Annotated in this window: 14 protein-coding genes; 3 read left to right on the top strand and 11 right to left on the bottom strand. The window is 41.3% G+C overall.

Annotation, left to right across the window (positions count from 1 at the left end):
- Positions 1–39: 39 nt before the first annotated feature.
- Positions 40–780 carry an arginine ABC transporter ATP-binding protein ArtP gene (artP, locus tag FR932_RS19785; RefSeq protein ID WP_019442153.1) on the bottom strand — a complete coding sequence of 247 codons (741 nt, stop codon included), beginning with the start codon at positions 778–780 and terminating at the stop codon, positions 40–42.
- 323 nt (positions 781–1103) lie between these two features.
- Here artP and argR point away from each other — a divergent pair, with 323 nt between their 5' ends.
- Entirely contained in the window at positions 1104–1565 is a 462-nt protein-coding gene (gene argR / locus FR932_RS19780) for a transcriptional regulator ArgR (protein ID WP_019442152.1), read from the top strand.
- A 105-nt stretch (positions 1566–1670) separates the two neighbouring features.
- Here argR and FR932_RS19775 read toward each other — a convergent pair whose 3' ends face one another.
- The 9 genes from FR932_RS19775 to nudF form a co-directional block, all read right to left on the bottom strand.
- The gene (locus tag FR932_RS19775; protein WP_019442151.1) at positions 1671–2741 is read right to left on the bottom strand and encodes an ABC transporter ATP-binding protein; all 1071 of its coding nucleotides are present in this window, start codon (positions 2739–2741) and stop codon (positions 1671–1673) included.
- The gene (locus tag FR932_RS19770) at positions 2741–4372 is read right to left on the bottom strand and encodes an ABC transporter permease (protein ID WP_019442150.1); all 1632 of its coding nucleotides are present in this window, start codon (positions 4370–4372) and stop codon (positions 2741–2743) included. The genes FR932_RS19775 and FR932_RS19770 overlap by 1 nt, the downstream gene beginning before the upstream one ends.
- 145 nt (positions 4373–4517) lie before the next feature.
- Complete coding sequence (locus tag FR932_RS19765; protein ID WP_019442149.1) at positions 4518–5537, bottom strand: Fe(3+) ABC transporter substrate-binding protein; 1020 nt, start codon at positions 5535–5537, stop codon at positions 4518–4520.
- Between the two features lie 193 nt (positions 5538–5730).
- The gene (locus tag FR932_RS19760) at positions 5731–8742 is read right to left on the bottom strand and encodes an efflux RND transporter permease subunit (RefSeq protein ID WP_019442148.1); all 3012 of its coding nucleotides are present in this window, start codon (positions 8740–8742) and stop codon (positions 5731–5733) included.
- 2 nt (positions 8743–8744) lie between these two features.
- Positions 8745–9575 carry an efflux RND transporter periplasmic adaptor subunit gene (locus tag FR932_RS19755; RefSeq protein WP_019442147.1) on the bottom strand — a complete coding sequence of 277 codons (831 nt, stop codon included), beginning with the start codon at positions 9573–9575 and terminating at the stop codon, positions 8745–8747.
- Positions 9576–9799: 224 nt separating this feature from the next.
- A complete protein-coding gene (parE, locus tag FR932_RS19750; protein WP_019442146.1) occupies positions 9800–11683 on the bottom strand; it encodes a DNA topoisomerase IV subunit B in 1884 nt (627 codons plus the stop codon).
- A 26-nt stretch (positions 11684–11709) separates the two neighbouring features.
- Positions 11710–12291 (bottom strand): esterase YqiA, encoded by a 582-nt coding sequence (yqiA, locus tag FR932_RS19745; protein ID WP_019442145.1) that lies wholly within the window; start codon positions 12289–12291, stop codon positions 11710–11712.
- A 132-nt stretch (positions 12292–12423) separates the two neighbouring features.
- A complete protein-coding gene (cpdA, locus tag FR932_RS19740) occupies positions 12424–13248 on the bottom strand; it encodes a 3',5'-cyclic-AMP phosphodiesterase (RefSeq protein ID WP_019442144.1) in 825 nt (274 codons plus the stop codon).
- A 223-nt stretch (positions 13249–13471) separates the two neighbouring features.
- Positions 13472–14107 (bottom strand): ADP-ribose diphosphatase, encoded by a 636-nt coding sequence (gene nudF, locus FR932_RS19735; protein WP_019442143.1) that lies wholly within the window; start codon positions 14105–14107, stop codon positions 13472–13474.
- A 274-nt stretch (positions 14108–14381) separates the two neighbouring features.
- Between nudF and FR932_RS19730 the strand changes: the two genes are divergently transcribed.
- Both FR932_RS19730 and lpxL read left to right on the top strand, forming a co-directional pair.
- A complete protein-coding gene (locus FR932_RS19730) occupies positions 14382–15719 on the top strand; it encodes a TolC family outer membrane protein (RefSeq protein WP_019442142.1) in 1338 nt (445 codons plus the stop codon).
- 207 nt (positions 15720–15926) lie between these two features.
- Positions 15927–16883, top strand: a complete 957-nt coding sequence (gene lpxL / locus FR932_RS19725) for an LpxL/LpxP family Kdo(2)-lipid IV(A) lauroyl/palmitoleoyl acyltransferase (RefSeq protein WP_019442141.1) — start codon at positions 15927–15929, stop codon at positions 16881–16883.
- 86 nt (positions 16884–16969) lie between these two features.
- On the opposite strand, the gene glnE is transcribed toward lpxL, so the two are convergent.
- Entirely contained in the window at positions 16970–19837 is a 2868-nt protein-coding gene (gene glnE, locus FR932_RS19720) for a bifunctional [glutamate--ammonia ligase]-adenylyl-L-tyrosine phosphorylase/[glutamate--ammonia-ligase] adenylyltransferase (protein WP_019442140.1), read from the bottom strand.
- Positions 19838–20009: the final 172 nt, after the last annotated feature.

The following is a 20009-nucleotide window of genomic DNA, read 5'->3' as shown; positions in this document are numbered from 1 at the left end:
TCATGTTTTAAATAAGCTAACAATTTAAATTTTAATAAATTAATGCTTCAAGTAGTTTGTAAATTGTGGTGTTTGCGGTTGCTGGAAGTGCTCAGCACCACCAAATTCAACAATTTCACCGCCTTCAAGATAACAGACCTGACTAGCGACTTTACGCGCGAAGTCCACTTCGTGCGTAACAACAACTTGAGTAATACCGGTAATTGCCAGTGATTTAATGATTGCCGCTACTTGATTGGTGACCTCTGGATCTAACGCCGCAGTAGGCTCATCAAATAACAATACTTCTGGTTTCATCATTAAAGCACGTGCAATCGCGACGCGTTGCTGTTGACCACCAGATAAGGCTAATGGAAATACATCGGCTTTATCCGCTAGTTGTAATTGCTCAAGGATCTTCATGGCCTCTTCACGAGCGTGTTGTTTTGTTTGCTTTAAAATTTTAACTGGTGCTTCAATTAAGTTATCCATCACAGACATATGTGGCCATAGGTTATATTGTTGAAAAACCATACCCACTTTCTGTCTTAGCATCTGGCTACGCTTAGTCAGTTTTTTATCACTTAACTTAGCAGAAAAATCAAATGTTTCACCTGCAATCGTTATTTCACCATTATCTGGCGTATCCAATAAATTAAGGACACGTAGTAACGAACTCTTACCTGCACCACTTGGACCAAGCAGTACTAAGGTCTCGCCTTTGGCACATTTAAGGTCAATGTTTTGTAACACATCAAGTTGACCCCAAGATTTACAGATGTTTTTTAGTTCGATGCTCATAATGATAACTGAATATAATTGCACTAGATGCGATTATAATAACCGAATAAACTTCAAAATCAACATATATATTCACTTTAATTCGGTTTTTATGCAAAAACACCGAATTAGCCAAATAAGCTAGATAAAATATACCCTACTGGTATCATATGCATAATTATTCAGTTCATCGTGACTCAAGTTCATTTGCTATTCACATGAGTGATTTAGTCACCTATTTTATAAAACAGCTATAAAGTTAGCTTGGTTTTTATTATAAAATCACATTGAATTGCGTATTAGCAGCTTGAATTATAGATGAATCAACTGACATGGTAAAAAATATGAGTGAAAAACAAGATCAGTTAGTAAAAGCATTTAAAGGTCTACTGAAAGAAGAGCACCTAGGATCACAAAGTGAAATTGTTGATGCGCTTAAAGACCAAGGGTTTGATAGTGTAAACCAATCTAAAGTATCACGCATGCTCAGCAAGTTTGGTGCTGTGCGCACGCGCAATGCGAAAGATGAAATGGTGTACTGCCTGCCAGCAGAATTAGGCGTACCAACCATTAGCAGCCAGTTAAAAAGCTTAGTATTAGATATTAGCCATAATGAATGCTTGATTGTGATCCAAACCAGCCCAGGTTCGGCGCAATTAATCGCACGTTTATTGGATTCATTAGGCCGTACTGAAGGTATTTTAGGTACCATTGCAGGGGATGATACTATTTTCATTACCCCTACAAGCACCAGTATTATTGCAGAAGTAGATAGCGCAGTAAAAGAGCTGTTCGAATATATCTAGCAGTTAGCACAAACCATGCGAAGCTGAATCACATGTTTGGCGCTGATGTTTATCACGCCAAACATGTTTCTTTATAAATCATTAACAGTTAAAGATGTTTAGCAGCTACTCACGCTCAAACAACACCAAATCATGTTCGACCACCGTAACATTGACCATATCGCCAACCTGCATAGGTTGCTGCATCGATACCGATAATTCTAAACAACCGTCAGCCAACGCTGTATCCGTTAAACAGATCGTACAATGCGTCGTCATGCCTAAGAATTGTTGTTGGCTAATCGTCGCGATACCCTGCTTCACAACTTGTAACTGTAATTGCTGTGGGCGTATTGCTAACAATTTTTGCTCACCGACCGCTACCGTTAATGCTTTTTTACTGCTGATCACACCCAATGCCGTTTGCACACTATGCGCATCCAATACCACTGCATCTAAGTAATTTACTTTACCTAAAAAATCAGCCACAAAGCGTGTAGCTGGTTGGTTATATAACTCGCTTGGCGTACCTAATTGCTCAATTTTACCTTGATGGAAAACAGCTAAACGATCAGCAAAAGCAAACGCCTCTTCTTTACTATGAGTAACAAAGATCGCGCTCATGTTATGTGACTTAAGCAAATCGCGCATTTCTTCAATCAAGTGATGACGTACTTGGCTATCAATATTAGAAAAAGGTTCATCCAATAATAACAACTCTGGAGAACTAGCTAACGCACGGGCAATCGCCACACGTTGCTGTTGACCACCCGATAACTGATGTGGGTAGCGATCAGCGAACTCGGTCAAATTAACTAATTTAAGTACGTAGTCTAACGTCTCTTTTTGCTTAACCTTGCTTTGTTTGTATTGGCTAAACAAGACATTATCTGTCACGGTCAAGTGTGGAAATAATGCATAATCCTGAAATATTATGCCGACTTTACGCTTTTCAGGCGCGAGGTTTAGCTCGGCATTATCAACCACCTCGCCATTAATTTCGATGCTGCCTTGCGTTGGCGGTAATAATCCAGCAATCAATTTCAATGTCGTGGTTTTACCACAGCCGCTTGGCCCTAACAGGCACAAGATTTCATTTTTGCCTAACTCGAGATCCAATCCCGTTAAAATATCAACGCCAGCATAACTACAATGTAGATCTGAAATACGTAAAGCAAGTGAAGAAGATGTCGTCATCAGTGCTGTTGCTCCAAAGAACGGTTTAAGAAAATAAGCGGGATCAAACCAACTAACACGATCACAATCGCCGCTAACGCCGCCTGCTCTAACATTTCATCAGACGCAAATTGGAATACGTAAGTAGCCAATGTTTCATAGTTAAACGGACGTAATAACAAGGCCGTTGGCAACTCTTTCATTGATTCAATAAACACCAATAAAAATCCAGCCAATATGCCTTTACGGATCAGGGGTATATGCACTTTACGGATCATACTATTCGGGCTGTGCCCCAGTGTACGCGTCACCATATCCAACGACGGTGATATCTTGTCAATACTGCTTTCTATCGAACCAACGGCTATCGCCGAAAAACGAATCAGATACGCAAAAATAAGTGCAAAGGTAGTGCCGGTAAAGACTAAACCAGGCGTCCAATCCCATAACAATTCAGTGATGTCATTGAGTAGAAAGTCAGCTGAGGTCAAGGGAATAATAATACCAATCGCCAATACAGTGCCAGGTAATGCATAACCCATGGTACTAATACGAGCAGGAATTGTCGCGTATTTAGTACCCACTAAACGGCGGTATAAACCCAGTAATACAGCGCAGAAAACCGCTAAACTCGCCACAATAACGGCCAAGATCAAGCTATTAGCACTGTATTGAAAAAATTCTTCAGTCCAAGATTCGGCAAAATAATGCCAAGCATAATTCACTAATACTGCAAACGGCAGTAAGAAACCAGCGAACACCAATAACCAACACCACATCATTGCAAATACTTTTGCCGCGCCAGTTAACTGATAACGCACTTCTTGTTCATGCAGCATGCTCTTTTGAAATACTTGCTGTTTACGACGGGCGAAACGCTCTAAACCGACAAACAATAAAACAACAGATAGAGTCATCACCGATAATTGCGCCGCGGCAGTTAAACTACCATAGCCAATCCAAGTATCGTAGACAGCGGTGGTTAAGGTATTGACAGCAAAGTAATTGACCGTGGCAAAATCAGCCACGGTTTCCATCGCCACTAACGATAAACCCACAGCAATAGCAGGGCGAGCAAGCGGCAGCGATACGCGTAAACAGCTCGACAGTGGTGAACTACCCAACATACGGCTGGCTTGAATAAGACTGGTTGATTGCTCGAGGAATGAGGTGCGGGCTAACAAATACAAATAAGGGTATAACACCAAGGCTAAAACCGTTGCGGCGCCGGGAATAGTACGGATATCAAAGAACCAATAATCATTGGCATGTTCCCAACCAAATACACCCCGTAAAGCAATTTGCACCGGACCTGCATAATCAAACATATCCGTATAAATATAAGCGACGATATACGCAGGCATTGCCATCGGTAACATCAATGCCCACTGTAAGCTTTTGCGCCCGGGGAAATCACACATAGCGATAAGCCAAGCAGCTGGTAACGCGATAATACAGCTAATTAAACAAACGAGAAAAACAAGAATAAGGGTATTTTGTACATAATCGAGGAGCACGGTATCAAGAAGATGTTGAAAAACATCTGCACTGGGGCCTATAGCTTGATAAAACAAAGCTGCAATAGGTAGCGCTAACATGATCGCAATAAACCAACTACTAGAATGCCAAGAAAAGGCTAACTTATGATTCATGGACGGAAAAATAACTCCTGTTTAGATACGCGAAAAGGTTGGCGAGTTACAAAGTAACTTTACCAACCTTTAAATCAGTCTATTAACAACTCATTAAGTCGTAATATCAACTGTTAACCCCTAACAATTTAGGGGTTTATGCATTCTACAAGTCGAACTTAACTTCATCAAGTAGTCTTAGTGCAGCTTTACGATGTTTTGCAATCTCAGCTACTGGCATATAGTCCGCATTGAACTCGCCCCAAGATGAAACTAGCTCAGATGCTTTAATACCGGCTTTAACAGGGTATTCCATGTTAACTTCAGCATACATTTCTTGTGCTTTCGCGCCAGATAGGTATTCCATTAGCTTAACTGCATTACCTTTATTCGGTGCATATTTCGCTAATACCATACCAGAAACATTCACGTGCGCGCCGTGGTTTTCTTGGTTAGGGAAGTTAATGTTAACCGCTTCAGCCCAAGCAACTTGCTTTGGATCTTTCAGCATTTTACCTAAGTAATAGCTGTTACCAAGTGCAACGCTACAAACGCCTTCTTTAATTGCTTTAACTTGAGCACGATCGTTACCTTGTGGTTTACGCGCTAAGTTAGCTTTAAGACCTTCTAACCATACTTTCGCTTCAGCTTCACCGTGATGTGAAATCATTGATGAGATAAGTGCTACATTGTATGGGTGTTTACCTGAACGAGTACAGATTTGACCTTTATATTTAGGGTCTGCAAGTTCTTCATAAGTGATGTTAGCAACGTCGCCATATACTTCACGTGATGTGTAAATATTACGAACACGTGATGTCAGTGCAAACCATTCGCCATCAGGGTCACGATATTGCGCTGGAATGTTATCTTCTAATACGTCGCTTGATACAGGCTGTGTCACACCGAAATCAACAGCTTCAACTAAGCGGCTAATATCCGTTGTAAGTAATAGATCGGCTTTTGATAAGCGACCTTCACGTTTCATTCTATCTGCAAGTCCTTTCTTAGCAAATACAATATTCACCTTTACACCAGTATCTTTAGTGTATTGTTCAAGGATCGGATTAAGCAAATTCGCTTGGCGATTTGAATAAATATTAACTTCTTCACTTGCAAAAGCCGTTACGCTCATAAGTGATGTTGTTAGTGCCAAAGCAGATAAACCAAATATTCCCTTTTTCATCCTTACCTCTAAATACGAATTGTTTACATTATGGAATGGAGTCTATAAGAATCATGCAGGGAGTACAAGTCTAAATGATAATAATTATCACAAAGATTTAATCCAGATCAATAAAGTCAGCCCGTTTTTATGAATAAATAAAAACGGGCTTTAAGACAGAATTATGCGCTACCTAATATCGCTATAATAGGCATTAAAGTTCACGCTCATAACGAATTTTCCATTCAAGAACATAGGCGTATAATGCCGGAATAATGATTAAAGTGACTAACATTGAAATAATACACCCCCAACCAACCACTAAGGCCATTGGTGACATGAAATTGTCATAACCACCGAGGCCGTAAGCTAAGGGCACTAAACCAACCACTGTCGTCACTGTCGTTAATAAGATCGGACGAACACGGCTTTTCGTACCAGCCACAATAAAGGCCATGACATTACCCTTATCCAGCTCCGCAATTGTTGCACGAAAGTGCCAAATCAATACCAAGCTGTTATTCACCATAATGCCGATTAAGGCAATCATACCGATAATCGAAAAAAAGCTTAGAACCTGATTATGTACAAACAAAATAAACAAGGCGCCCGCAATCCCAAATGGCACCACAGTTAACACCATGAGTGTTTCGGTAATGCGATCAAACAATAACAAGAGGAGAATAGTGATACCAACAAATGCCATCAAGATAGCAATACTAAAACCCTGCTGCGCTTCTGCGGTTTCTAATATTTGCCCTGCAGCGACTAATCTTGCCCCGTCATAATCTTGACCTGAAAATGTACTCGTCACCGCCTCGAATACCGCAATCGGATCTGTTATTTTAGCATCAAGGCCTGAAGATACTCGGATCACTCGCTCACCATTAAAATGACTGATCTGCGAAGCTGATGTGGTATCAACCCAGCGAATTAATTTACTTAATGGCACCAAGTTACCGTCAGCAGCTCTGACATTCAGGTTGTTTAATTCAGCCAAGGTTTTATCATTTTCCTCTAGACCAATGCGAAAGAATACTTCTTCTTCACCATTAAAAATGCGCGATATACGTTCACCTTCAACGGCATATTTAAGTAAACTCCCCACTTGTTGTGCGCTCACCCCGTAATAGTTAAGCCACTGATACTGCAGTTGTGCTTCCACACGTGGCTGACTGTCATGTAGATCGCGGCTGACACGATTGGTCCCCTCAAATTGCTCTAAAAAAATAGCTAAGTCATTGGCTAACTTATTTCTTCCAACGTCACTACCGCCCACAACTTTAATATCAACAGGACGACCCACAGGTGCACCACCACCATCAATATCAAATTCAACTTGTGCAAATCCAGCCATGTTTTCAGCAGCGGCCTCCCATTCCGCAACAATGTCTTCAGCACTACGGTCACGATTATTAACAGGACTGAGTGAAATAACCCAATAACTACTTGGTGTACCTACCTCGCCATACCAAGAAGCCACTTCAGCCGTATTTTCAAATAATGCTTCGAGGTTTTGTGTACCTAACCACGCTTCATCGAGGGATAATTCCGGATCGGTTTCAACGCCCACCTCAATTAAGTAGGCACCATCGGTAGGAAAAAACAGAAAACTTAATTGTTTGTAAGAGAAGCTGCCTAAACCGATACACAGTACAAGCGCTACACTTAACGCCCATTTTCGTTTAATTAGGATCCGGGTAATTAAATCATTCACAAATTTAAAACTATCATTTGTATTGGATCTAATGGCTTTACCTTTACTTAAGCTGCTCTGTAGATGTGCCGGAATAAAAAATAATGCATCAAGAAACGAAAAGCACAATGCCACAATAACCGTTAGCGGGATCACGTACGCAATATTACCTGCATTTCCCGGCAAGAATAACAGCGGTATAAAAGCCAGCATGGTACTTAAAACACTTGCAGTAACGGCTGGTAAAACGGCCTTCACGCCATTTTTAACCGCCTTATCGATAGGTTGTCCCGCTTCGACTAAGGAGATTATTTTGTCACTAACGACAACCGCATCATCAACAATAATACCGATAATGAGGATCAATGCTGACAAGGTATAAACATCTAAAATTTGTCCCAAGGCTGGTAATAATGCCAAGGTACCGAGTAGGCATACAGGAATTGATATGGCGACCCAAAAGGCAATACGTTTATCGAGGAATAGCGCTAATACCACCAGCACCAAAATTAAACCGACTACCCCATTGTTACGGACAATATCTGATTTAGCACTAATTTCATTAGCAAGATCAAACCCCACACCCAAATTATACTCATTACCAAATTGCACTTCCATACTGGCTAATAAATCACGCACTTGTGCCGACGTAGCCAATACATCCGCACTTTCATCAGTGCGCAAATCAAACAAAATACTTTTTTGGCCATTGAGTGAACCAAACGCTTCGGCTTTCTGGAAGGTATTACTAATATCCCCTGCTACATCTTTCAATTGAATATTTGGCATAAAACCAATAAACATATCACCTAATTTATTAATGTCATCAAGTTCGGCAACGGTGATGAGCTCAGGGTTATCTTTTAACAACTCCAAACGGCCACCACTAATAAGCACGTTACGCTCTGCAATCAATTGCGCGATTGCATCCACGGTTAACCCATAGCGCTGTAGCTGTACTGGCTCTAATGAAATTAAAAATTCGGGATCACGTAAATCAATCGGATATACTTGGCCAATGCCATCAACACGGCGTAAAGCCAGCTCCAAGGTTTTCGCTCGTTCTCTTAACTGCTTATATGGCAAGTCACTACTAATACCGACCACCATAAAATCTAAACTGTACGATTTTTTTATCGCTAACACTGGCGCATCAGTTACGCCAGCAGGTAGATCCGAAACTCTAGAAATGGCATCTCGTATATCTTGATAAACAATATTAGAATCAGAAATACCACTATTCAATACAAAATCTATGCTTGATACGCCTGCTTCAGAGGTAGAGTTAAACTCTTTAATACCTGAGATTGATAACAGTTCTTTTTCTAATTTACTCGTCACATTGCTTTCAATATCCGATGCCGACGCGCCCGGATAAACCGTCGTGATCGTGCCATCGCCCATATCAAAACGCGGTTTCTCGGCTAAAGGCAGCTGTGTTAATGCAAACAGCCCCAGTACAATGAGTAATAATGTGAGTACTTTAGCTGCTAATCGACGCTGACTGAGCAAGGTTAATATGGACTGCATGATCACGCTCCCAACTCAATAAACTGTACGCGAGCTTGCATACCTGGCTTTAAATCATGCTTGCTATTATCGAGCAATACTTCCACCAAAAAACCCGGTTCATTGGTCTGAAAAGCCGGGGCTAAGATCTGTATATGGCCAGTTAACTGCTTATTTTTCAACGCTGGTATTGTCACAGTGACGGCATCACCAACATTAACTGACACGACATCTAACTCAAGTAAATAGAAGCGTACTTTTACCTTGTCCATATCAACTAAGGTATACAATGATAGTCCCGCGGGAATAAACTGGCCGAGCTCGAGATCGCGGGTTAATATCACCCCTGAGAATGGCGCAGATATCTGAGATTTATCTTGCTCACGTTTGGCCATAGCCAGTTTGATTTTATCTACTTCAACTTGGGCTTTATTGGTATTCGTTTTGCGACGCTGTTCATCAAATTCACTCGCTGAAATACCGTTTTTATTATACAGCGCTTGATAACGCTGTAATTGTTTTTGCTGTATTTTAAGTTCGTTAAGACTGACAGCGAGTTCTGCTTGTGCCAGTTCAACATTCAAGACATTATCTGCAATAGACAACTTCGCTAATGTTTCCCCCGCTTGCACCTTATCGCCGATATCTTTATTAAACTCATCTACAATGCCGCTATTTTCACTGCTAATAATAACGCTGCGAGCTGCGACAAGCTGTCCAGTGACATAATTATCCGCCAGCTGGACATTATTCATAGGCAAATGATTGCTAGGCTGGATCGCGGTATCTGCCGTCGCGTTATAAGCTGTGATAGATAACAGTAAAAGAGTGATGTATTGAGATAGTTTATGCATGTTGATGTTCGCCTCGAACTTCCATATTGATAAAAGGTTAAATAAACTCAACGCGCTAGCGTTTTTGTTCACTGATTATCAGTAGAATACAAAAGACGATGTGAATAAAAGATGAATAAATAGATTTAAATAGGAATAACGCTTACTGCCGATAGAAACATAAAAAAATAGCCGCAACATTGCAGCTATTTTTAAATAAGTGATCAGCGTAACGAAAGATTTAGCTATCGCGGCATATCACCTTTGTCTTCTAACCAAGTACGGCGGTCTGCAGAGCGTTTTTTCGCTAGCAGCATATCCATCATCGCTAATGTCTCATCTGCATTATCAACAGTTAACCGAACGAGACGACGCGTGTTCGGATCCATCGTGGTTTCACGTAATTGCAGTGGGTTCATTTCACCCAATCCTTTAAAGCGTTGTACGTTAACTTTACCGCGTTTTTTCTCTGCTTCAATGCGGTCAAGAATACCGTTCTTCTCTGATTCATCTAATGCATAAAACACTTCTTTACCGATATCAATACGGTATAACGGCGGCATAGCAACAAATGCATGTCCCGCTTCAACCATGGTGCGGAAATGTTTGTAAAACAAAGCACAAAGCAAGGTGGCAATATGTAGACCATCGGAATCGGCATCCGCTAAAATACAGATCTTGCCATAACGTAAACCGGAAATATCATCCGAGTCAGGGTCGATGCCCAGCGCCACAGAAATGTCATGCACCTCTTGTGATGCTAATACTTGCGACGAGTCTACTTCCCAGGTATTTAAGATCTTACCACGCAGTGGCATCACCGCCTGAAATTCACGATCACGCGCTTGTTTTGCCGAACCACCAGCAGAGTCACCCTCCACTAAGAATAGTTCAGAACGCATCGGATCCTGACCAGAACAATCAGTTAGCTTACCCGGTAATGCAGGACCACTGGTGACCCGTTTACGCGCTACTTTTTTGCTTGCGCGCAGACGCTTTTGGGCGTTGTTGATACACAAATCTGCCAATAGTTCAGCAAGATCAGTATTGGAGTTTAACCACAATGAAAATGAATCTTTGACCACACCAGAAACAAATGCCGCGCACTGACGCGATGACAAGCGTTCTTTGGTTTGCCCGGCAAATTGCGGATCTTGCATTTTCACCGACAGAATATAAGAACAGCGTTCCCAAATATCATCTGGTGTTAACTTCACGCCACGTGGCAATAAATTACGGAATTCACAGAACTCACGCATAGCATCAAGCAAACCTTGGCGTAAACCATTAACATGGGTACCGCCAAGTGCCGTCGGGATCAAGTTTACATAACTTTCAGTCACCGATTCGCCACCTTCAGGTAACCAGATAACAGCCCAATCAGCCGCTTCATTGTTGGCAGAAAAACTACCGACAAATGGCGATTCAGGTAATGTAGTCCATCCCTTCAGCGATTCCATCAAGTAATCTTGCAGGCCTTTTTCAAAGCACCAAACATGCTTTTCTTTATTCACTTTATCGTCAAATTTAATGCTTAAACCAGGGCACAGAACCGCTTTAGCACGTAAGTTATGCATCAGGCGTTTAGACGAGAAGTTACCCGAATCAAAATAGCTCGCATCTGGCCAGAAATGTACTTTAGTACCGGTAGTACGGATACCAATAGTGCCAATCACTTCTAGCTCTGAAACCTTTTCGCCATTTTCAAAGGCTATTTGATAAATCTGACCACCACGTCGAATCGTAATTTCAACACGTTTAGATAACGCATTTACAACTGAAATACCCACACCGTGCAAACCACCGGAAAACTGATAGTTATCGTTAGAGAATTTACCACCCGCATGTAATTTAGATAAAATCAGCTCAACGCCACTCACACCTTCAACAGGGTGAATATCAACCGGCATACCACGGCCATCATCGGAGACTTCTAACGATTGGTCAGCATGCAAGGTAACAGTAATGTTCTGAGCATGACCGGCTAACGCTTCATCGACACTGTTATCGATAACTTCTTGGCCAAGGTGGTTAGGGCGTACTGTGTCGGTATACATACCGGGTCTACGACGTACTGGTTCGAGACCATTTAGGACTTCAATCGAGCCCGCGTTATATTCTTGAGTCATGAGTTTCTTTATGCTGTTCGTTACATCTACTTGAATGCAAGAAAGGTTAAAATATCGCTAAGATAACGTTCAAATCCGATAAAGGCATGATCACCGCCCTGCTCTATCGTTAATTTTGCCGCATTATATTTTGCTGTTGCTTGTTTATAGTCTAACACTTCATCGTCGGTCTGTAACAGTGCCCAGATCGTTTCCGGCTTAACTAATACAGGGCAATCTAAGGCGCGCAGCTCATCAATGTGCTCTTCGCCAAGGGTAAATGTGTTTTCAGTATATGGATTTGTATTTTCACCTAAAAAATCCACCAACAATTCATACGGCTTCACCGCGGGGTTAATAATGACAGCCGGACAGTGAAATACTTGATTCACTTTCGTCGCATAATACCCCCCCAGTGAACTGCCCACCACACCTAACTGATGGTCAGGATAACGTGCAACGATAGCTTGGATCTGCAACCACGCCAGTTGTGGGTAAGCCGATAGATCGGGGATTTCAATGCTAATATCAGGATGATGTAATGCGAGGAAGTCCGCCATTTGTTGTGCTTTGAACGAGTTTGGCGAGCTATTAAAACCGTGCAGATAGAGCAGTAGCATAGGAGCCATTTGTGAACCTCTAATATTATAGATAAAAACAGAATGAATACGGGGTTGGACGGGGTGTCCGAGCACATCAATAAATAAAGTAATAAATCAGGACAAGATAGCCCTGAATATCTGCTATGTTAAAAATCGAGGTTAATAACCTTTAGAATCGAGGTCTGGATTAAAATCATTACTCGACAAGCGCCAAACCTGACTGTTAATCGAACCATCGCGGTGTAATTGTAAATAACGCCAACCCGGTGCACGGGAGTCTAACGTAAATTCATCACAATGCGGTTTGAATTGAAAACAAGTTGATGGCGATGCCATAAAATGGATACCGTCATAAGTCTTATCAATTTGTTGATGAACGTGACCAAATAAAACATGTTTAGCTTGTGGGTGTTTCGCCAATACCGCTAAAAATTCATCAGCATTACGCAGGATGTGTTGGTCTAACCATTTACAGCCTACCGGATAAGTATTGTGATGTAATACCACCAAAGCATGTTTGTCAGCGTGTGCACTGAGCTGCTCATCCAGACTGGCAAGTTGTTCTGGTGATAAGTAACCCGCAGGAGAACCTGTTAACTGTGAATCAAGTAAAATGATTTGCCAATCACCGACCACTTTCGATTTATCGGGTAATACCCCTTCGGCTTTAAGCGCCTCGGCCATTAACGGAATATTATCGTGATTACCCGGTAACCAATAACAAGGTTTGTCTAGGCGCTTAATATGATGTGCAAAGTACTGATAAGAAGCAAGGCTATTGTCTTGAGAAATGTCACCCGTGGCAAGTACAGCATCAAACACTTGTTGATTCTGTAAAATAGCATCGATAACATGACGATAGCTCAGCTGTGTTTTAACCCCGAGCAGATCTTTTTCTGCCGTGGCAAACAAATGAGTATCCGTCACTTGTAATAAATTAATCACGTCGTGCTTTGCTGTTAACTTAGAAATATCCGCACTCACAATAATCTTTAACCCTTATCCTTATATGTTGTCTAGTCATGACGAATATAAATAGTGACTGTCACTATAACGTCAATCGACATGCTGATTTCAAGATTACTTAGCTATTATCATACCGCAATAAACACGCGTAAATCTGTTGACCAGCACACATTTCCACAATTCTAATCATCATATATTCAAACGACTTAGCGATGGAAACGCTCGACTGACTATTGTAGCGCTACAGCCAAGACTTTTGCAATGTTTGAAAATTCAATTGTAACCACTGGATACCAATAATAGTAGATGCGTTATTTATTCGCCCAGTTTGCACCATATTATAAGCAGTTTCACGACTGACTACATGCACACGTATATCTTCCCCTTCACTTACTAGGCCATGGACGCCATGCGCGGTACTACTATCGACCTCACCCACATACAGATCAAGTGCTTCACTGGTACCACCTGGACTCGCAAGAAATTGCATAATAAAATCACAACGACCAATTTCAACGCCGGCCTCTTCTATTGCTTCACGTTTCACGACTTCAGCTGAATCTTCGCCTTGCTTATCGATCATACCGGCGACTAATTCCAGTAACCAAGGTTGCGAAGTCGATTCTATCGCCGGGATACGGATCTGTTCTATTAAAACCACTTCATCACGACCTGCATCATAAGGTATGACCGCAGCCGCGTTGCCGCGTTCGAATACTTCACGAGTAATTTCATTACTCCAACCACCCGAAAAAAGTCTATGTTTAAAGGTATAAGTGTTAATTTTAAAGAAACCATTAAAAACCTGTTTTTTGTTTATGATCTCAATATCAGCAATATCATACTTAGATTCTATTTCTAACTTTCGACTTTTCATTTACATCTCCTCAAATATACTGATAATAAAGGGTTACGGTGAATACCATGTGGGCTGCTAGGGTTTAAGGATAATACCTAGTAATTGTACTAATTATGCCATATCGATATTGATTCAACGTTTAAAACTCGAGCTTTGAGATAACGCCTAGTATAAAATAAACATCAATACTAACTATCCCTTTTGGATAATTATTAATTTGACTAAGCAGTTATCATTACTTATTGTTATGCGAATTCATAACGGCAACTACTTACACTTAAGGTAACCACCAATGAAGTTTAATAAAATTCTTCTAGCCTGCGGTCTGGCATTTTTTGCACATTCAGCAAGTGCTGATAATCTACAGCAAATATTTGAACAAGCCTTGACCAAAGATCCTCTTTACTTAGAAGCACAAGCAAACCGTGATGCAGCACTAGAGAAGATTACTGAACAAGAAGCGTCAAACTTACCACAAATTGGCCTAAGTGCTGATTTAGGCTACGGCATCACTAGTGACTACAAAACTAATGCAACAGGAAACGGAAATGCACTAACCAGTACTGTTGGTATTGGTCTAACACAATCATTATATGAAGAAAGTAACTTCATCAATGTTAGCCAAGCAGCGAAACAAGCAGAACAAAGTGAACTTGCCGTTCAAGCACAGCTACAAAGCCTGATTTTACGTGTTTCGAATGCTTACTTTAGCGTATTAACCGCTAACGATACCCTAGAATTCTCTAACCGTAATAAAGAAGCGGTAGAACGTCAATTAGAGCAAACGACCCAACGTTACAATGTAGGTCTAACGGATAAAACTGACGTATTAGAAGCACAATCAACGTTTGATTTATCAGTAGCAGAAGTAATTAATGCTGAGAACACCTTAGCGAACAGCTATGAGTCACTCACTGAAATTACCGGTTTAACGCATACCGATATCGCACCACTAAATACTGCTCGTTTTAGCCCTACGGCACCAAACGGTCAACGTAATAACTGGCTAGACACAGCCAACAATCAAAACTTATCGATTCAGATCCAACGTATTGCTAAGCAAATCGCTGAAGGTAATGTTGATTTAGCCAGCTCTGCTGATAACATGTCATTAAACCTAGTAGCAAATGCAGGTGCTCAATATACTAGCTACGGTGATGATAACCAAAGCGGCACAAATGCAGAAAGCGTCGTGTCTTCTGGTAATGTCGGTATCGAATTTAGCATGCCGCTATACACAGGTGGCGCGGTAACGTCGACAGAAAAACAAGCTGTTTACCAAGTCACTGCAAGCCAAGAACAATTAACCAAAGCAAGTCGTGAAGTACAAACGCAAATTCGTACTTATTACAACAATGTAACGGCTGGATTAAGTTCTATTAAAGCCTACGAGCAAACAGTTAAATCATCTGAAAGTGCGTTAGAAGCAACAGAAGCTGGTTTTGGTGTAGGTACCCGTACAATTATTGACGTATTGAACGCAACGAAAAGTTTATACCAATCGAAGCAATCATTATCAGCATCACGTTATAACTACATCATTAGTATGTTACAGTTAAAACAAGCCGCTGGTACGTTGAACGCTGAAGATATTAATTTAGTTAATGCAGGGTTAGAAACAAGCAACTAAATAACGACATAACGACATAACGACGTTATCTAGCATACTAAGGCGACCATTTGAGTCGCCTTTTTTATATCTTAAATTCACTGTAGCAGCGATATCAACTAATAAAACAACATGTTAAGCACTTACGTAAACAGCTTAATATCAACAACTTAATATTAACCACTGGCTAACTATAGCGAGTATTAACTCGCGCAAATGAGAATTGTAATGACAAACAAGCGTAAATCCGAAAAATCGATGGTTACCAAAGAGAATACCAAATTTGAATTGAGCTTCCTGCACCCTAAAAACTGGCCATTACTCTTTGCCGCCACTTTATTGTGGTTTATCTCTTTGTTACCCAACAAGGTGCAAAATGTACTAGGCCGTGGATTAGGCCGCTTGGTAATGAAAATCATCCCTAAGCGTCTCAAAACAGCACAACAAAATTTGGCCCTGAGTTTTCCAGATAAATCAGCCGATGAGATCAAAGCGCTAGCCAAAGAAAATTTTGAATATACTGGCTTAGCCGTGATTGATACTGCCAATGCTTGGTTCTGGCCAGATTGGCGTATTAAGCAGAATATGGTGATCGAAGGCCAAGAGCATATAGACCAAGCCAAAGCCGATGGTAACGGTATGTTGATCTTGGGATCACATTTTTTATCGCTAGAAATATCGGCACGTATCTTTGGTTTATTACGACCTGCTTATGCAATCTACCGCCCGAACAAAAATCCATTAATGGAATATTTACAATGCCGTGGCCGTACCCTGTCAAATAAAGCCTTAATCAACCGCCGTGATATCAAAGGCATGTTACGCGTACTCGATGAAGGTGAACCATTATGGTACGCACCTGATCATGACTACGGCCCACGTCGTAGTGTATTCGTGCCGTTTTTCGCGGTAGATAAAGCCTGTACGATCACAGGTACCACAGTATTTGCCTCGGGTAAAAATACCAAGACTTATCCAGCATCTTCTTGTCGCTTAGCCGATGGTCGTTATAAGTTAACGATACGTGCACCAATGGAAAACTTCCCTACTGGTGATGAAGTTGAAGATGCCAAACGCTGCAATAAAGAATGTGAGCAATCAATTTTAGAACAGGTGCCGCAATACATGTGGTTGCATCGTCGTTTTAAAACGCGCCCAGAAGGTGAGCCGAGCTTGTATAAATAAGCGAGTTACTGGCAATTAACTAAAAAAGCGCTTGGTAAATGGAACATAACCCCTGCATCAAGCGCTTTTTTAATTAGAAATGAGGCTTATTCAACAGTAAATAACTGCTGCCAATAATCCATCACGACTTTGCGCTGGGCAATAAACCTAGTATTCGCTACTACGCCCTTTTTACCAAGTAAATTAAGACGGTGGATCTCATCACGCATCTGACAATAACTCGCCGTTAAATTGGACCCCAACTCTTCACTAATAAGTCCTTCAGATACACAACGGCTAATAATACGGACATTATCAGGCCACAACTGGATCTTCGGCATCTCGGCTGCATGATTCAAGACGATATACTGCATCATAAATTCAATATCAGTAATACCACCTTCGGATTGTTTGATATCAAATTCATCGGCTTTGGCTGTTAATAAGTGTTTACGCATTTTAAGACGCATGTCGACCACTTGTTTTTGCAATTCAGCGGTATCACGCGGGGTGGCAATAATACTGCGCTTTACCTCGCTAAAGCGTTTTTGAATCAGTTTGTCACCATAGACAATACGCGTGCGTACCAGTGATTGATGCTCCCAGGTCCAGGCTTCTTTACTCTGATAATCCAAGAATCGCGATACCGGACAAGCCAGCACACCCGAATTACCTGACGGACGTAAACGCATATCCACTTCATATAAAATACCGGTACTGGTACGGGTACTAAAGATATGAATAATACGTTGTGCCAGACGCAGGTAAAACTGACGGCTATCAATCTGTTTCGCACCATTAGTCATGCCAGCTGTTTCACAATTATGAATAAACACCAGATCCAAATCCGAACCATAACCTAATTCGATACCGCCAAGTTTACCGTAAGCAACGACAGCAAAGCCTTTTTCGCCTGTTTCGACGACGTTATGTGGCACCCCGTGTTTTTCTTCCAGTTGCTGCCAGGCCAGATTTACCACGTTATCAATGACGGCTTCCGCTAACCAAGTCAGGTGATCACTGACTTTCATTAACGCTAATTCACCGGCAATATCCGCAGCAGCGATACGCAGTAATTGGGTTTGCTTAAATTGACGTAATGCTTCTAACTGCTGCTCGTGATCTTCTTCGGGAATACGTAGCATAAACTGACGTAATTCACTGCGGTATTGGTGTAACGGGGTTGGGTGGTATAGATGCGATGGTACTAACAATTCATCTAATAATATTGGGTGTGTCGATAACTGTTTCGCCACCATCGAACTTGCACTACACAAACGTAATAATTGCGTTAAAGCTAAATCGTTTTCTGCTAACAATTCTAAATACGCAGTACGATTTAAAATCTTCAATAACAGCGCGATAATGCGCGGTAACAAGGCCACGGGATCATCGACTTTCAGAATAGAAAATAACAGTTTAGGTAATAATTTCTCGATGGTTTGGCGACCACGTGGCCCCACCGTTTTACGTTCACAATCACTTTTAAAATGAATTAAATCACGCGCAAAGGTTTGCGCATCTTGCTCCGTGAAGTCATATTCAGCCAGCAAGGCAACCGCTTCATCGGCAGATAACTCTAAATGCCATAAATCTAATGCTGGCAGTGACTCTTCGTGATCGTCATCATCCCCACCAATCACCTGACTAAACTCACTATTTATCTTGGCCATGACTTGATTAACATGCACATAAAAACTATCCCAGTCAGGATAATTTAACACGCTAATTAAGCGGCTACGATCTAGGTCTGATTGCGGTAAGGTTTGCGTTTGAGCATCATTTATTTGCTGAAGAATATTCTCCACTTTACGTAAATAACAGTAACTTTCGGTCAGTACGGTATAACTCTCATTCGACAGTTCGCCAATAGACAACAATACCTTAAGGGTCGCTAATAACGATTTTATTTGTAATACCGGTTCACGGCCACCACGAATAAGCTGGAAGGTTTGGGCAATAAACTCGACTTCACGAATACCACCACTGCCAAGTTTAATATTATCCTTCAACCCCTTACGACGTACTTCTGCTTTGATCATGGCTTTCATATTACGTAATGCATCAATCGCACTAAAATCCACATAACGACGATAAATAAACGGCCTTAATATCTGCTCTAATTCAACCCGCGTTTGTGCATTACCACCCAATGCACGGGCTTTAACCATGGCATAACGTTCCCAGTCTCGTCCTTGGTTTTGGTAATATTCCTCAAATGCATTAAAGCTCATGACTAAGGGGCCTGAATCACCAAACGGGCGCAAACGCATATCGACACGATAAGCAAAACCATCAGCTGTAAATTGATGCAAAGCGGCAATTAAACGTTGTCCTAGGCGTTGGAAGAATTTCTGATTGGCGACACTGCGCCCAGCACCAACAGTTTCGCCCGTCTCAGGGTAAGTAAAAATCAGATCAATGTCAGATGAAAAGTTAAGCTCACCGCCACCTAATTTACCCATGGCTAAGATCACCAGTTGCTGCTTGAAGCCTTCAGCGTTAACCGGTGTGCCCTGTTCTTTACACTGTAATTGATATAACCAATCTAATGCACCTTCAATCAGACTATCAGCCAGATGCGAAGTATGGGCTAAACTTTCCGTTAATTCGGCAACTTGTAATAGCTCTCGCCAAGCGATAATGCACATATGAAAACGGCGAAATTGTCGTACCGTGCGTAATAAGCTAGATTCAGAATCGCAAGCCGTTAATTGTATATTTAAATGGCGCTTAACCTCTGTGGTACGTGATGCCTGCAAAAGTAAACCAGACTGCCAAATATCGATAAGTAAACCAGTGTTGTTAATACAACTTTCAGCAATAAAATCACTTAACGAAAATACCCGTTGAGTTTGGGTTATTTGCTCGGCTGATAATAATGCGAGATCAGCGCTATTACGGTCGCACCAACGTTGCCAATACATACTTCCAGTATCTGCTAACACATCCACAATTTGACATTCTGTACTCATAAACGACATCCATATAATTAAGGCTTGAGATCCAATTAATTCAACAATTTATATCAACGATTATATCAACAATGCACATCTAGACAGGCTATGCCTTACATGCTATTAATTAGCGATATTAATTTATTTAGTAAACTTATCATTAGTAAGCGATGATGGCAGCTAAAATCGT

Origin of the sequence: Moritella marina ATCC 15381, assembly GCF_008931805.1 — a bacterium.
Classification (GTDB): domain Bacteria; phylum Pseudomonadota; class Gammaproteobacteria; order Enterobacterales; family Moritellaceae; genus Moritella; species Moritella marina.
The sequence above is the reverse complement of the archived record's forward strand: the minus strand, read 5'-3'. Positions and strand labels throughout refer to the sequence as shown.

What these genes read in the sequence shown, in the direction of transcription:
- artP (WP_019442153.1), bottom strand. Translation starts at nt 780, where the DNA reads ATGAGCATCGAACTAAAAAACATCTGTAAATCTTGGGGTCAACTTGAT.
- glnE (WP_019442140.1), bottom strand. Translation starts at nt 19,837, where the DNA reads ATGAGTACAGAATGTCAAATTGTGGATGTGTTAGCAGATACTGGAAGT.
- FR932_RS19775 (WP_019442151.1), bottom strand. Translation starts at nt 2,741, where the DNA reads ATGACGACATCTTCTTCACTTGCTTTACGTATTTCAGATCTACATTGT.
- nudF (WP_019442143.1), bottom strand. Translation starts at nt 14,107, where the DNA reads ATGAAAAGTCGAAAGTTAGAAATAGAATCTAAGTATGATATTGCTGAT.
- FR932_RS19755 (WP_019442147.1), bottom strand. Translation starts at nt 9,575, where the DNA reads ATGCATAAACTATCTCAATACATCACTCTTTTACTGTTATCTATCACA.
- yqiA (WP_019442145.1), bottom strand. Translation starts at nt 12,291, where the DNA reads ATGGCTCCTATGCTACTGCTCTATCTGCACGGTTTTAATAGCTCGCCA.
- FR932_RS19730 (WP_019442142.1), top strand. Translation starts at nt 14,382, where the DNA reads ATGAAGTTTAATAAAATTCTTCTAGCCTGCGGTCTGGCATTTTTTGCA.
- FR932_RS19760 (WP_019442148.1), bottom strand. Translation starts at nt 8,742, where the DNA reads ATGCAGTCCATATTAACCTTGCTCAGTCAGCGTCGATTAGCAGCTAAA.
- argR (WP_019442152.1), top strand. Translation starts at nt 1,104, where the DNA reads ATGAGTGAAAAACAAGATCAGTTAGTAAAAGCATTTAAAGGTCTACTG.
- FR932_RS19770 (WP_019442150.1), bottom strand. Translation starts at nt 4,372, where the DNA reads ATGAATCATAAGTTAGCCTTTTCTTGGCATTCTAGTAGTTGGTTTATT.
- FR932_RS19765 (WP_019442149.1), bottom strand. Translation starts at nt 5,537, where the DNA reads ATGAAAAAGGGAATATTTGGTTTATCTGCTTTGGCACTAACAACATCA.
- lpxL (WP_019442141.1), top strand. Translation starts at nt 15,927, where the DNA reads ATGACAAACAAGCGTAAATCCGAAAAATCGATGGTTACCAAAGAGAAT.
- parE (WP_019442146.1), bottom strand. Translation starts at nt 11,683, where the DNA reads ATGACTCAAGAATATAACGCGGGCTCGATTGAAGTCCTAAATGGTCTC.